The organism is Streptomyces stelliscabiei (assembly GCF_014873495.1).
GTDB lineage: Bacteria > Actinomycetota > Actinomycetes > Streptomycetales > Streptomycetaceae > Streptomyces > Streptomyces bottropensis.
Map to the genome: position 1 here is coordinate 975,539 of NZ_JADBGF010000001.1, position 13,057 is coordinate 988,595.

14 protein-coding genes are annotated in these 13,057 nt (G+C 72.0%); 7 read left to right on the forward strand and 7 right to left on the reverse strand.

Going from position 1 to position 13,057, the window contains the following annotated elements; translation table 11 throughout:
- Positions 1 to 40: 40 nt before the first annotated feature.
- Together H4687_RS04315 and H4687_RS04320 are read right to left on the reverse strand one after the other, a co-directional pair.
- On the reverse strand, positions 41 to 784 hold the full coding sequence (locus tag H4687_RS04315; RefSeq protein WP_078907291.1) for a ribonuclease H family protein: 744 nt from the start codon (positions 782 to 784) through the stop codon (positions 41 to 43).
- Positions 785 to 847: 63 nt separating this feature from the next.
- Complete coding sequence (locus H4687_RS04320) at positions 848 to 1,657, reverse strand: VOC family protein (protein WP_046913636.1); 810 nt, start codon at positions 1,655 to 1,657, stop codon at positions 848 to 850.
- A 193-nt stretch (positions 1,658 to 1,850) separates the two neighbouring features.
- Here H4687_RS04320 and H4687_RS04325 point away from each other — a divergent pair, with 193 nt between their 5' ends.
- The 3 genes from H4687_RS04325 to H4687_RS04335 all read left to right on the forward strand — a co-directional run bounded on the left by H4687_RS04325 (position 1,851) and on the right by H4687_RS04335 (position 4,186).
- A complete protein-coding gene (locus H4687_RS04325) occupies positions 1,851 to 2,270 on the forward strand; it encodes a DUF6153 family protein (RefSeq protein ID WP_046913637.1) in 420 nt (139 codons plus the stop codon).
- Positions 2,271 to 2,356: 86 nt separating this feature from the next.
- Complete coding sequence (locus tag H4687_RS04330; protein ID WP_046913638.1) at positions 2,357 to 3,046, forward strand: DUF3105 domain-containing protein; 690 nt, start codon at positions 2,357 to 2,359, stop codon at positions 3,044 to 3,046.
- A gap of 198 nt (positions 3,047 to 3,244) precedes the next feature.
- Positions 3,245 to 4,186, forward strand: coding sequence for a lipoprotein (locus tag H4687_RS04335; RefSeq protein WP_046913639.1), 942 nt, complete (start codon positions 3,245 to 3,247; stop codon positions 4,184 to 4,186).
- Here the strand turns inward: H4687_RS04335 and H4687_RS04340 are convergent.
- On the reverse strand, positions 4,183 to 5,187 hold the full coding sequence (locus tag H4687_RS04340; protein ID WP_046913640.1) for a TerC family protein: 1,005 nt from the start codon (positions 5,185 to 5,187) through the stop codon (positions 4,183 to 4,185). The two genes, H4687_RS04335 and H4687_RS04340, sit on opposite strands and share 4 nt — an antisense overlap.
- Positions 5,188 to 5,344: 157 nt before the next feature.
- Positions 5,345 to 5,824, reverse strand: coding sequence for a VOC family protein (locus H4687_RS04345; RefSeq protein ID WP_046913641.1), 480 nt, complete (start codon positions 5,822 to 5,824; stop codon positions 5,345 to 5,347).
- 221 nt (positions 5,825 to 6,045) lie between these two features.
- On the opposite strand from H4687_RS04345, the gene H4687_RS04350 reads away from it, so the two are divergent.
- Both H4687_RS04350 and H4687_RS04355 read left to right on the forward strand, forming a co-directional pair.
- Positions 6,046 to 6,702: an ATP-dependent Clp protease proteolytic subunit gene (locus tag H4687_RS04350; RefSeq protein WP_046913642.1), complete on the forward strand. Its 657-nt coding sequence runs from the start codon at positions 6,046 to 6,048 to the stop codon at positions 6,700 to 6,702.
- A complete protein-coding gene (locus H4687_RS04355; protein WP_046913643.1) occupies positions 6,702 to 7,304 on the forward strand; it encodes a ClpP family protease in 603 nt (200 codons plus the stop codon). The genes H4687_RS04350 and H4687_RS04355 overlap by 1 nt, the downstream gene beginning before the upstream one ends.
- A gap of 18 nt (positions 7,305 to 7,322) precedes the next feature.
- Here the strand turns inward: H4687_RS04355 and H4687_RS04360 are convergent, their stop codons facing one another.
- Together H4687_RS04360 and H4687_RS04365 are read right to left on the reverse strand one after the other, a co-directional pair.
- A complete protein-coding gene (locus H4687_RS04360) occupies positions 7,323 to 7,730 on the reverse strand; it encodes a helix-turn-helix domain-containing protein (RefSeq protein WP_046913644.1) in 408 nt (135 codons plus the stop codon).
- A 101-nt stretch (positions 7,731 to 7,831) separates the two neighbouring features.
- The gene (locus H4687_RS04365; RefSeq protein ID WP_046913653.1) at positions 7,832 to 8,425 is read right to left on the reverse strand and encodes a DinB family protein; all 594 of its coding nucleotides are present in this window, start codon (positions 8,423 to 8,425) and stop codon (positions 7,832 to 7,834) included.
- Positions 8,426 to 8,680: 255 nt separating this feature from the next.
- Between H4687_RS04365 and H4687_RS04370 the strand changes: the two genes are divergently transcribed.
- On the forward strand, positions 8,681 to 10,150 hold the full coding sequence (locus H4687_RS04370; protein ID WP_046913645.1) for an FG-GAP-like repeat-containing protein: 1,470 nt from the start codon (positions 8,681 to 8,683) through the stop codon (positions 10,148 to 10,150).
- Between the two features lie 32 nt (positions 10,151 to 10,182).
- Here H4687_RS04370 and H4687_RS04375 read toward each other — a convergent pair whose 3' ends face one another.
- A complete protein-coding gene (locus H4687_RS04375) occupies positions 10,183 to 11,520 on the reverse strand; it encodes a DUF6777 domain-containing protein (RefSeq protein WP_179860208.1) in 1,338 nt (445 codons plus the stop codon).
- A 218-nt stretch (positions 11,521 to 11,738) separates the two neighbouring features.
- On the opposite strand from H4687_RS04375, the gene H4687_RS04380 reads away from it, so the two are divergent.
- The gene (locus H4687_RS04380) at positions 11,739 to 13,025 is read left to right on the forward strand and encodes a streptophobe family protein (protein WP_046913647.1); all 1,287 of its coding nucleotides are present in this window, start codon (positions 11,739 to 11,741) and stop codon (positions 13,023 to 13,025) included.
- Positions 13,026 to 13,057 lie beyond the last annotated feature (32 nt).

The window sequence follows — 13,057 nt, forward strand, 5'->3', positions numbered from 1 at the left end:
CGCGGGCGCCCTCCCACGAAAGCGCTGTGCCGTGCGGCGGCTACTCGGCTCCGGCCGACGCCGTCGTACGGCACTCCGGGTGGCCCCAGCCCTGGTCGTTCTTGGCGATGGGCTCACCCGCGGCGTAGGGGCGGCCGCACAGACAGCGGCCGGGGAACTTCGCCTTGATGGTGCGGGACGACGCCGAGGACGAGGAGGAGCCGGTCCGGGTGCCGGACCTGGCGGGCTTCCCGGACTTTCCTGATTTCTTCGCCGCGCTCCAGCGCGACGGGACGGCGTCGGGCGCGGCCGGAGGTTCCGGGGAGCCCAGCTCGGTGCCGGCCGGTTCCTGGACGACGGCCGCCTGGCTCGCCGCGCGGTCGGCGAAGTCGTTGAGAGGGTCGCCGTCGACCTGGTGCGCGGGCACGTAGCGGAAGTCCACGGTACGGCCGGTGAGCAACTCGTCGATGCGGACCACGAGTTCCCGGTTGGCGACCGGCTTTCCGGCGGCCGTGCGCCAGCCGTTGCGCTTCCAGCCCGGCAGCCAGGTGGTGACCGCCTTCATCGCGTACTGGGAGTCCATGCGGATCTCGATCGGGACGGCCGGGTCGGTGGCCGCCAACAGCCGCTCCAGCGCGGTGAGTTCGGCGATGTTGTTGGTGGCTCTGCCCAGCGGGCCGGCCTCCCACCGGGTGGGGATCTCAGCGTCCTCGGCGACCACCCAGGCCCAGCCCGCTGGTCCGGGGTTTCCCTTGGAGGCTCCGTCACAGGCGGCCACAACACGTTCCGGCATGCGCTCGATCATGCCATGGGTGGGGGCAGGGGACCGTCCATGGGTCCCCTGCCCCCACGTGTCCGGCCGGGCCGCTCAGTCGACGTCGGAGAGCGCCGGCATCTCGCCCTTGGTGTGGCTGACGTCGATGACCGAGAACGACGCGCCCTGCGGGTCGCTGAGCGCAGCGAAACGGCCGAAGGGGGTGTCCATCGGTCCGAAGCGCAGGATCCCGCCCCGCTCGGTGGCCCGGGCGACCGCGGCGTCGCAGTCGGGGACGGTGAAGTACACGTTGATGTACGAGGGCACCTCGGGCGGGAAGTCCTCCGCCGTCATCTTCATCCTGCCGAGCAGCGGGCCCTGCCCCAGCTCGAAGACCCGGAAGTCCATCTGCGGGTTGTCGGGGTCGTCCATCCGCTTGGCCCGGAAGGAGAAGACGGCCGGGAAGAACACGTCGGACTTCTCGGGTTCGCGGGTGAAGACCTCGGCCCACACGTACGCGCCGGGCACGCCCATGGCCTCGAAGCCCTCGTGGACGCCCGCCTGCCAGACCCCGAAGACGACGCCGTCGGGGGAGCGGGCCAACAGCATGGAGCCGAACTCGCCGACCCGCATCGGCTCCATCAGCACCTCGCCGCCGTTGTCACGGATCCTGGCCGCCGTGGCGTTCACGTCCGGCGAGGCGAAGTACAGGCACCAGGCCGACTGGCCCTCCTGGCCGGGCATCGGCGGGACGACGGCGGCCACCGCCTTGCCGTCCGCGTACGCCTGGGTGTAGTTGCCGTACTCGGACGACGACCCGCCGAAGGTCCAGCCCAGTACGTCGCCGTAGAAACTCTTCGCCCCCTCGACGTCGCTGAACATCGCGTCGACCCAACAGGGCGTTCCCTCGGCATGTGCGGCCATCGCGCGTCTCTCCTCGGTCCGACGGGTGGTTTCCCGGCTCTCACGCTAACCAGGGCCGCTCGCGGACGCGCGCCGAAGGGGACGGACCGCGTGAAACCGGCACGGATCCCCGGGTCGGGACCACGGCTGTGCGTCGTCTGATAATTTCGGCGACGCTCGCACTCCCGTTCGCCTCGACTCGTGAGGTGGCTCCATGCCCGGCCGGCCGTTCAGACGTACGGTGCTGCCGTGCGCCCGGGGCCGGTCGGCGCGTGTCCTGCTGGTGGTCGCCTCGGCCCTGACCACGTTCCTGATGTTCTGCGCGGGCTCGCCTCCCGGTGAGGCTCCGGCGCAGCGACCGCACACGGTGTCGGCCGTGCCCGTGACGGAGGGGTCCGCCGTCGCGCGTGCGGGCCAGGTGGACCGCGACCCCTGTGAGCACAGTCCCGGCGGACACGCCTGCCACTCCCCCGACCCGGCCGCGGTGCTGGGCCAGGCGCCGCTGCCCGGCGCTCCCACCGCCGTCTCCTGGCAGCCCGCGACGGCCACGGCCCCGACGGCGCTCGACGGCTCGGGTGAGCCGGGGCTCTCCCGCCCTCCCGATCTCCACGAACTGCAGTTGCTCCGCGTCTAGGCCGGCACCGGCCCGCGCGACACATTCCGGACGACCAGCAGCACCGCCGGGCCCGTACGGGGTCACGGCGGGGAGAAGGACACCCCATGGCTTCATCCAAGGCGAAGACCAACAGCGGCGGCCCCAAGGGCGGGAAGAACAGCCCCAAGGCCAGGGAGGCGGCGCGGCGGGCCCGCGTCGAGGAGATACGCAAGGCCGAGCAGGCCCGTGAGCGGCGCTCGCGCGTGCTCATGATCGGCGTCACCACCGCCATTCTCGCCGGCCTCGTCGGCGGCGGCTGGTACCTCATCGACTCCGCGCAGGAGAAGGAGGCGGCGGAGGCGGCGGCGAAGGCCGCGCCGGTCGACGGTGTGAAGAGCTGGTCGAAGCTCACCCAGAACCACGTGTCCGAGCCCGTCACGTACAAGATGAGCCCGCCGGTGGGCGGCGACCACAACCAGGTGTGGGTCAACTGCGACAAGCAGGTGTACACCAAGGCCGTGCCGAACGAGAACGCGGTGCACGCCCTGGAGCACGGCGCGGTCTGGGTCACGTACAACGACAAGGCGGCCGAGGCCGACGTCGAGTCGCTGACCGGGCTGGTGAAGAAGACGACGTACACCTTCATGAGCCCCTACGAGGACCAGTCCTCACCCATCGTGCTGAGCGCCTGGGAGCACCAGCTCAAGGTGGAGAAGGCGTCCGACCCTCGGGTGCGGAAGTTCCTCACCAAGTACGTCCAGGGCGAGCAGACGCCGGAGCCGGGTGCCGCGTGCAGCGGCGGCATGACCCCCTGACCCGGCCGGGTGGGGCGTCCGGCCGGACCGGGCGCCCCCGTGGGGTCGGCGCCGGAGCATGACCGCCTCGGCTCCGGCGCCCGTGCGGGGGCCGTGCCTCGGCCGGACCCCCACGCGTGGCCGACACATGTCTTCCGCCCCGACCCGGGCTGTGCTTGCCTGGGGAACCGTTTCGACGGCCGGGGCGGGAGTCGCCGTATGCGCAGGGCGTGGATCGTGGGAGTGGCCGGGGCGGTGCTCGCCGCGCTGTCGCTGGGCGCGTGCGGGGATCCGGAGTCCGCTCCGGAGGGGACACCTCCGTCTGCCACCGCGCCCGACCCGTCACCGACCACGCGTCAGCGGGCCGCCACCGCGCCCCCGGACAGCGGCGGGGACGCCGGTACGGCGAAGCCGGCGCCCGAGGTGCTCTACCTCGGGGACTCGCTCGCCGTGGAGAACCAGAAGGTCCTCGGCGCCCAGCTGAAGGACGAGCTCGGAGCCGTCTACACGAGCGTGCCGTACGGGGGCACCACCCTGTGCGACTACCTGGAGGGCACGGCCGACCGGTCGCTCGTCCCGCCCCGGGACAAGGCCGCCGCCCTGGTGCGGCGGCTGGGCCCGGACTACGTGGTCCTGCAGTTCTGGGGCAACTCCTGGGACTACACGCCCTGCATGGACGGGGTCACCTACGGCAAGGCCCGTACGGAGTACGTCCGGCGGTACGAGGCCGCCGCCGAGCAGCTCACCGAACAGATCGCCGACGCGGGCGGCGAGCACCGGCCGACGATCGTGTGGGTGCTCCAGGGCCCGGACCCGATGACCCCGGACCGGGTGCGCCGGGTGAACGCCCTCTACGAGAGGCGGGCCAGGGCCTCCGGTGACATCACCGCCGACGCCGGCCGGGCCGTGAGCCCGGCCTCCGACCGCTACACCTGGACCCAGTACCTGCCGTGCACCCCGTACGAACGTGCGCACGACGGCTACTGCACCCAGCCGGGCCGGGCCCGCACCGCCCTCCACCACGACCAGGACTACCTGCACTTCTGCCTGGCCCCGACGACGTCCACGCCGAGGCCGTGCCCGGTGGTGTCGCCCGGCATCACGCGGATGGCCCGCGAGATCACGCGGGCCATCGCCGACGAGGTCTCCCAGGGCCCCTAGACCGGCTGCGACGTGTGCTCGTCGTCGCCCGCGCCCGCCGCGTCCCGCTGGTCCCGCTGCTGCTGCCGCTTCGAGGCCCACAGGCTCGTCACCGTCGTCACGGCCAGGACCAGGACGATGAAGCCGAGGGAGAAGGGGATGGAGATCTCGGGGACGTGGACCCCGGACTCGTGCAGGGCGTGCAGGACGAGCTTGACGCCGATGAAGCCGAGGATGATCGACAGGCCGTAGGAGAGGTGGACCAGCTTCTTCAGCAGGCCGCCGATGAGGAAGTACAGCTGCCGCAGGCCCATCAGGGCGAAGGCGTTGGCGGTGAAGACGATGTACGGGTCCTGGGTGAGGCCGTAGATCGCGGGGATGGAGTCGAGCGCGAAGAGGACGTCGGTGGAGCCGATCGCGAGCATCACGACGAGCATCGGCGTCATGACGCGCTTGCCGTTCTCCTCGATCCACAGCTTGGTGCCGTGGTACCGGTCGGCCACCCCGAAGCGCTTCTCCACGGCCTGGAGGAGCTTGTTCTCCTCGTACTCCTCCTCGTGGGAGCCCTTGCGGGCGTCCTCCACCAGCTTCCAGGCGGTGTAGATCAGGAACGCGCCGAAGATGTAGAAGACCCAGGAGAAGCTGGAGATGATCGCCGCGCCGGCCGCGATGAAGATCGCGCGGAGCACCAGCGCCATGAGGACGCCGACCATCAGGACGCGCTGCTGGTACTGCGAGGGCACCGCGAACTTCGCCATGATCAGGACGAAGACGAAGAGGTTGTCGACGCTGAGGGACTTCTCGGTGATGAAGCCGGCGAAGAACTCTCCCGCGGGCCTGCCCCCGCCGACGGCCAACACCCCGAGGCCGAACGCGATGGCCAGGGCGATCCAGACGGCCGACCAGATACCGGCCTCCTTGATCGACACGTCGTGGGGTTTTCGGCCGATGAAGAAGTCGACGGCCACCAGGAGGCCCAGGGCGACGATCGTGAGCAGCCAGGTGGTCAGGGAGACGTTCAAGGTTCCTCCGGGTAACAGGTGGTGCCCGGCCAAGCCTCACCGGAGTCCTTTGCGGCCGCTACCCGGCTCAGGTAAAGAATCGGCGACATCGCGGTGCCGCCCTGGTGGGAGGCCCGGCCACGGGGGCCGCCCACCGGAACGAGGATGTGCGGAACGGCTATTCGCCCGCGTACGCCTTCTCCAGCGCGGCGAGGTCGAGCTTGCCCATCGACATCATCGCCGCCGTCGCGCGGGCCGCCTTCTGCGCGTCCGAGTCGTTGATCATCTCGATGAGGGCGGTGGGCACGACCTGCCAGGACACCCCGAACCTGTCCTTGAGCCAGCCGCAGGGGCCCGGCTCGCCGCCCTCGGTGAGGCTGTTCCAGTAGTAGTCGATCTCGTCCTGGTCGGCGCAGAGGATCTGGAAGGAGACGGCTTCGGTGAACGTGAACTGCGGGCCGCCGTTGAGCGCGACGAACCGCTGGCCGTTGGCCTCGAAGTCCACGGTGAGCACCGTGCCGGCGGGCTGGAACGCGCCCTCGCCGTAGTGGGTGACGCGGCCGAGCCGTGAGTTCTTGAAGATCGAGACGTAGTGGGTGGCGGCCTCCTCGGCCTGACCGTCGAACCACAGGCAGATGGTGAATCCGTCGCTGGACATGGGTGCCTCCTCGGGCGGGGGTGTGTCGTCTCTGTATCGACCGATCCTGCTTCCGAAACTCATCGGTGGCGCGGGCATCCGCTGCGTCGCATCACGGCGGGCGGTCGCCGCTCTGCCGTCGGCGAATCTGCCGTGGGCAGAGAAAGGCCAGGTGAGGGGTGGTTCGTGGGGAGAGTGGAGACAGCGGCCACCGCGGTCGTGTTCACCCTCAGGGAGGAACCGTGGCTCCACTGACCACCGGCCGGGCCCCGACGCTCGCCCCGCGCGCCGAGGAGGGCGACACCTCGCCGTCGCGCTTCGACGACCATCTCGCCGCGCAGCTCCTCGCCCAGCGGATCGTCCTCCTCGGCACCCAGGTCGACGAGGTCTCCGCCAACCGGGTCTGTGCCCAGTTGCTGCTGCTGTCGGCGGAGGACCCGCGCACCGACATCAGCCTCTACATCAACAGCCCCGGCGGTTCGGTGACCGCGGGCCTCGCCATCTACGACACGATGCGGCTGATCCCGAACGACGTCTCGACGCTGGCGATGGGCTTCGCGGCGAGCATGGGTCAGTTCCTGCTGAGCGTGGGCGCCCACGGCAAGCGCTACGCGCTGCCCAACGCGCGCATCATGATGCACCAGCCGTCGGCGGGCATCGGCGGCACCACCGCCGACATCGAGATCCAGGCGGAGAACCTGGAGTTCACCAAGCGGGCCATCGAGCGGATCACCGCGGAGCACACCGGCCAGACCGAGGAGACGATCTCCCGGGACGGCGACCGCGACCGCTGGTTCACGGCCGAACAGGCCAGGGAGTACGGGATGGTCGACCGGGTCGTCGAGGCGCTCGACGACGTGCGGCCGGCCTCGTCACGCCGACGGATGGGACTGCAGTGATGGGGACGTACACGATTCCGAACGTGGTCGAGCGGACTCCGCAGGGCGAACGGTCGTACGACGTGTTCAGCCGGCTGCTGTCCGAGCGGATCATCTTCCTCGGTACGGAGATCGACGACGGGGTGGCCAACGTCGTCATCGCGCAGCTGCTGCACCTGGAGTCCTCGGCGCCGGAGAGCGAGATCGCGATCTACATCAACTCGCCCGGGGGATCGTTCACTTCGCTGATGGCGATCTACGACACGATGTCCTACGTACGCGCGCCGATCTCGACGTTCTGCGTCGGGCAGGCGGCCTCGACGGCGGCGGTGCTGCTGGCGGGCGGGGACCCCGGGCGGCGCTTCGTGCTGGAGCACGCGCGCGTGCTGCTGGGGCAGCCGGCGAGCGGAGGCCGTCAGGGCACGGTCTCCGATCTCGCTCTGCAGGCCAAGGAGATGGTGCGCATCCGGGCCCAGGTCGAGGACGTGCTCGCGCGGCACACCGGGCGCGAGGTGTCCGGTCTGCGGGCCGACATGGATCGGGACAAGGTGTTCACGGCGGAGGAGGCGGTGGCGTACGGGCTGGCGGACGAGGTGTTGAACCGGCGGCTGGTGGGGGTCTGAGGGCCGCCCGCGCGAACATCAGGCCACGAGGCACAGGCCGTTGTAGGGGGCCCTGGGCGTGCCGCGGGTGGTGCTGCGGGGTGTGTGGCGGGTCAGCTCCGTCTGCGCCAGGGACAGCAGGTCTGCGAGGTTCAGGCCCAGGGCCTGGGCGGCTGCCGCGAGGACTTCCGACGAGGCCTCCTTGCGGCCCCGTTCCACCTCGGAGAGGTACGGCATCGAGATGCGGGCCTCGTCGGCGACGTCCTTCAAGGTGCGTTCCTGGGCCAGCCGTTCGCGGCGCAGTACGTCACCGACGAGGTCACGCCAGAGGGGTTCCCTGGCGGGTGGGCCGGCCGGACGGGGGGTCGCCGGGCGGACCGCCGCCGGACCGGCCGTAGCCGGGCGAAGGGGGATGACGCGGGCTTCGTTCGAGGCGTGTTGGCTCACTTCTCCAGCCTAGGAACCACGGGCGGGAGGGGAAGGGGTCGGCGTTCCGCCCTCAGGGAAATCGTCGGGAACCCGCATCGCCCGGAACCCGCTCCCGGGCGTCATTCTCCGACGCGGCCGTCGATGCGTTCGCGCAGGAAGTCGGCGTGACCGTTGTGGCGGGCGTACTCCTCGATCATGTGGACGAGGACCTCGCGCAGGGCGATGGGCTCGCCGTCGTGGCGGCCGGTGAGGGCGAGATCGGGGGCCGCCGCCACGAAGCGTTCGGCGAAGTCGACCTCGCGCCGCCAGGTCCTCCAGGCGTCGGCGACGGCCCCGGGGTCCGCGACGGCGTCGTTGAAGTCCCCGTCCGGGTCGTCCCCCGCGCGGTAGTGGCGCGGCGACGGCGGCTCGCCCGCCAACGCCTGGCGGAACCAGTACTGTTCCACGCCGGCCAGGTGGCGCACGAGGCCGAGCAGCGAGATGTTCGACGGCGGCACCGCACGGCGGGCCAGAGCCTCGGCGTCCAGATCCGCGCACTTCAGCTCCAGGGTCAGCCGCTGGTTGCGCAGATACCCGACGAGCGTGGCCCGCTCCCCCTCGAACCCTCCGTCGCCGCGCGGGTCCCCCTCGGGGCCGACGAACCGGTCGCCCCAGCCGGGCTTCCTCTCGGGCAGGGGCCGGTCGTCGGGACGGGTCGCACCATGGTCACTCATACGGAGGAGCATCGGCGGTCACCGTGCCGCTCCGCCACTCCATTTCCGCCGGTCACCCCCTCCGTCCGGCCCACGAGGACCCCGGGACGGCCACACCGCCGCGGTCGCGTCCGGAACCCGGGCCTCCTGAATCGGCCGTGTACTCCCGTACAACCCTTGTTCACCACTCGGTGTCGAACAGGGCGCCGGACAAGGAACGGGCCCTTTCCGGACACCCCCGCGCTGCCCGGCCGTTCTTGTCTCAGGGAGCCGAACATGCGCAAGAACCGTTCGGCAGCGCTGGCCGCTGCCACCTTTCTTCTCGTCTCCGGCGCGGCGATCGCCACCGCGCCGTCCGCGTACGCCGGCTCGCCCGGCAGTACGCGGGCCGGTGACCGCAACAGCGACTTCGACGGCGACGGCTACGAGGACGTCCTGATCGGCGCGCCGGGCGCCACCGTGAGCGGCAGGAGCGGCGCGGGCCTGGTGACCGTGCAGTACGGCTCGGCCAAGGGCATCGGCACGAGCAAGGTCGCCAGATTCAGCCAGTCGACGTCCGGGGTCGCGGGCGCGGCCGAGACGGGCGACGGATTCGGCCGGGCGGTCGCCACGGGCGACCTGGACGGCGACGGGTTCGACGACGCGGTGGTCGGCATCCCCGGCGAGGACCTCGGCACCGTCAAGGACGCCGGTGGCGTGGCCGTCCTGTGGGGCTCGAAGGCCGGGCTGACGGGCGCCGCGAGCGACTGGCTGGAGACCGAGGAGCCCGCCGCCGGCGAGCAGTTCGGCACCGCTCTGGCCGCCGGCCGCTTCACCGCCGAGACGGACGGGGACATCCTCGCCGTCCTCGACCCGTACGGCGTGGAACTGTTCGCGTACGACGACGCGGTGCGCGGTTCGATGCGCCGGGAGTCCACCCAGCGGTTCGGCGCGAAGGCCGAGGCCCGCGACATCCGGCCCGTGTCCATGACCACCGGCGACTACGACAAGAACGGCTTCGCCGACCTCGTCGTGTCCGGGCTGAGCCTCGGCGACGAGCCCGGGTACGGGTGGTCCGCGTATCTGTCGGGCGACGCGGACGGACTGAAGTACGAGGGCGATCTGCGCGGCGGTCCGGTCGCGGCGTCCGGGGACATCAACAACGACGGGTACGACGACCTGGTGACCGGTGAGCCGCACTCCCCGGACGACGCGCCGGGTGAGACGCAGACCGGCGGACTGGTCGGCGTGCGTCTCGGCGGTCCGGACGGCCCGGCGGCGGATCCGGACTGGTGGGTGCAGGACTCCCCCGGTGTGCCGGGTGTCGCCGAGGCGGGTGACGGCTGGGGCTCGGACCTGTCGGTCGCGGACACCGACGGGGACGGTTACGCGGACGTGGCGATCGGCGCGGCGGGCGAGGACATCGGCACGGTCAAGGACGCGGGCGCCGTGTGGGTGCTGCGCGGCTCCGCCGCCGGGCTGACCTCGGTGGGCGCCGGGTCCTGGGACCAGAACTCCACGGACGTGCCGGGTGCCGCCGAGAAGGGCGACAAGTGGGGCGCCCAGGTCCGGCTGACCGACCCGAACAGCGACGGCCGCTTCGGACTGCTGGCCGCCGCGCCGGGCGAGAACACCGGCGACGGTCATGTCTGGGTGCTCTCGGCGGGCTCGGGCGGCGTCACGGCGGCCGGGTCGTGGACGTACGACGCCGCTTCCCTCGGGGCGCCCCATGTGGACGCCCTGTTCGGCTCGGCGATCGACGAGTGAGGCGGTAGGGCCCCGTCGGCGCCGCCGGCCCGTCAGGAACTTGGGGCGACCGGCGCCGGGACGCTGTCGAGGGACGCCGACCCGGAGGTCGTGGTGTCGTCCGGCGGCACCTCGGCCGTCTCGGGGCTCTGCGGCGCCGACGGCGGCGAGGTGGACGGAGTCTCCGGCGCCGACGGGGGCGAGGTGGACGGGGTCACCGAGGACGAGGAGGGGCAGGGGCTCGCGCTGTGGTCGGCGTCCCGGTTCTTCTCGGTCTGCGTCGCGCCGCCCGGGGACGAGGGGCACGGCTTGGGCGACTTCGAGGGCGGTTCCTCGGAGAACGACGTCGACGTCGACGGGGAGGGCTGGTTGACGGGCGGGGTGGTCTTCTTGTCCTTCCCGCCCGTGTCGCCGGCGGGCCGGGTGAACCAGTCGTCGTGCTCGGGGTCGTAGAGGACGAAGACGTTGATGACCGTCGTCGAGGGCTCGACGACCACGACGTTCTGCGGCCGGTACGACGGCCAGGAGTCGCCCTTGGGCTCCGGCGTGGTCTTCAGCGCGACCGGCGGCTTCAGCGGGTTGCCGCAGGCGCAGCGCACCCGGGGCACGCCCCGGTCGTCGACGAGGACGGCGGTGCCGGACTGGAGGACGGCCTGGTAGCTGGTGGCGGCGCCGTCGCGGTAGCCGTGGTTGGTGACGCGGGTGTCCATGCGCAGCTGTACCGGGGTGAGTGAACGCAGGTAGGCGGGTACGCCGGAGGGCTTGACTCCGGCGACGGAGGCGAACGCGTCGTTCTTCGCGGGGTTCGCCCCGAGGACCTTGACCTGTTTCTCCACGTCACAGCTGGAGACCTTGCGGGTGCCGCCGTAGAGGCCGGGGGACGAACCGTCCACGGCACGCGTCACGTTGGCGGGTTCCGAGCTGCTCGCTGTGGCCGTCGGGGTCTCGGGCGGGGTGGAGCTGTCGGTGGCCGTCGACTCGGTGAACGGGTCGGGGCCCGACTTTCCCGCGGCCTGGAGGAAGACCTCGCCGCCCGCCGAGTCGCCGGAGTCGTCGGAGCGGGTGAGGACGACGACCAGGACCACCGCGACGACGACCGCGGTGACCATGAGGGCGACGCGAGGGGCGGACCGCCACCACGGCTGACCGGGACCTCCCCGGCCGCCTGGTCCCGCCGGGCCGCTCGGTCCGCCGCCGGGACCGCCCGAGCCTCCCGTTCCGCCCGGCCCGCCGGTGCCGCCGGGGCCCGAGGCGTCGCCCGGCGGCTCCGGGGGCACCTGACCGCTCGGCCGCGTCGGGCCGGGCGGCGTGGGGCTGGGTTGCTGGGGCCCGGACAACGGGCCGGAGGGCGGTCCTGTCGGGCGGCCGGAGGACGGCTGTTCGGAACTCACGGGTCTTCTCCCGGCGTAGGGACTTCGCGTCAGGACTTCGCGGCGGCACACATGGTGCACATAGGCCGAGATGGCGTTTGTGCATTTTTCATCTATTTAGCGCCGCTTTATTGCACAACAGGGCCATTGTGTGCCCTGGTCCCGTGCAGCCCGCAAGCCGAGCGGGCGGCGGGTCTCCCGGCGCGCGGAGAGTCTCCGCCGTGCTTAGCGTGGCAAGAGTGAGTCACCGGACCCTGCCTCCCCGGCAGGCGACCGCACCCGAGCGGGCGGTCGCCCGCCATGGCTGGCTCCAGGCCCTGGCGGCCGTGCTGGCCGGTCTGATCGCGATGATCGTGGTGGCGTCGCTCGGGCTGTGGGCGGCGGGCGCGGCGGACCTCCCGGACGGCGCGTTCCCCCGGGTCGTCGCGGCCACCGTGGTGACGGCGGTGGGCGGCACGATCGAGCTCTCCGGCGGCGCCGGGTCCCTCGCCGAGACACGGGCGGGCCTGACCGTGATCCCGCTGTCGGTGACCCTCGTGGGCGCGCTGGTGATCGCCGCCGGGTTCCTGCGGCCCCTGCGCCACCGGGCGGTCGCGGGGGCGGGCGAACTCGCCGGCTGGGCCGCCCGGATCGCCGTCCTGTGGCTGGCGGCGCTGATCGGCCTCGCCCTGGCCGCCCGTCAGACCTTCGACATCCCGCTCGGCGACGTGGGCGACTTCCTCGGCACCTCCGCCGACGTGGGGTTCGAGACGGCCATGGCGCCGACCCTGTTCTTCGGACTGCTCTGGCTCTCCGGTGTCCTCGTCCTGGCGCTGCTGGTCTCGCGCGGGGCGCCGCTTCCGCCGCGGCTGCTGCGATTCCAGGAGTCGGTGCGCCCGGCCGCGTACGCCATGGTCGGGCTGCTGCTGGCGTACGTCGGCCTCGGACTGGTGATCGCGGTCGTGGTGGCGCTGACCCGGGGGCACGCCGCGGAGACGGCCGCGGTGATCCTGCTGGGCCTGCCGAACGTGACATGGCTGGCTTTCACGATCGGCCTGGGCGCCACCTGGGACAGCCAGGTGGAGGGGCCGTTCGGACTGCCGATGCCGAAGGTCCTGGACGAGGTGGTGCGCGGGCCCGACGTGTCCACCCTGAACCTGGGCTCGCTCGCCGAGTACGACGGCCGGGTGTGGTGGCTGCTCGCCGTGAACGCCGTCCTGCTGGTCGCCGCCGCGTTCGTGATGGCCGCCCGCTCCCCCGCCCGGGTACGGCTGTGGCAGCACGCCGTGCACATGGCGGCCGCTCTCGCGCTGACCGTCCTCATGGTCTGTCTCCTGGCACGGATCTCCGCGCACTACGGGCTGTCGGTCATCGGCATCGGCGACCTCGGCGGCGACCTGGGCGGGGAACTGTCCCTGCGGCCCCATCTGTGGACCGCGCTCGGGCTCGCCGTGCTGTGGGGACTCGTGACCGGGTTCCTGGGCGGCGCGCTGGCCCGGGGTGTGCGCCGCCGGGGCGCGGTCGACGGGGGCGCCGGCCGGCAGTAGGCGCGGTCGGCTCGGATGCCCGATTCTTTGGG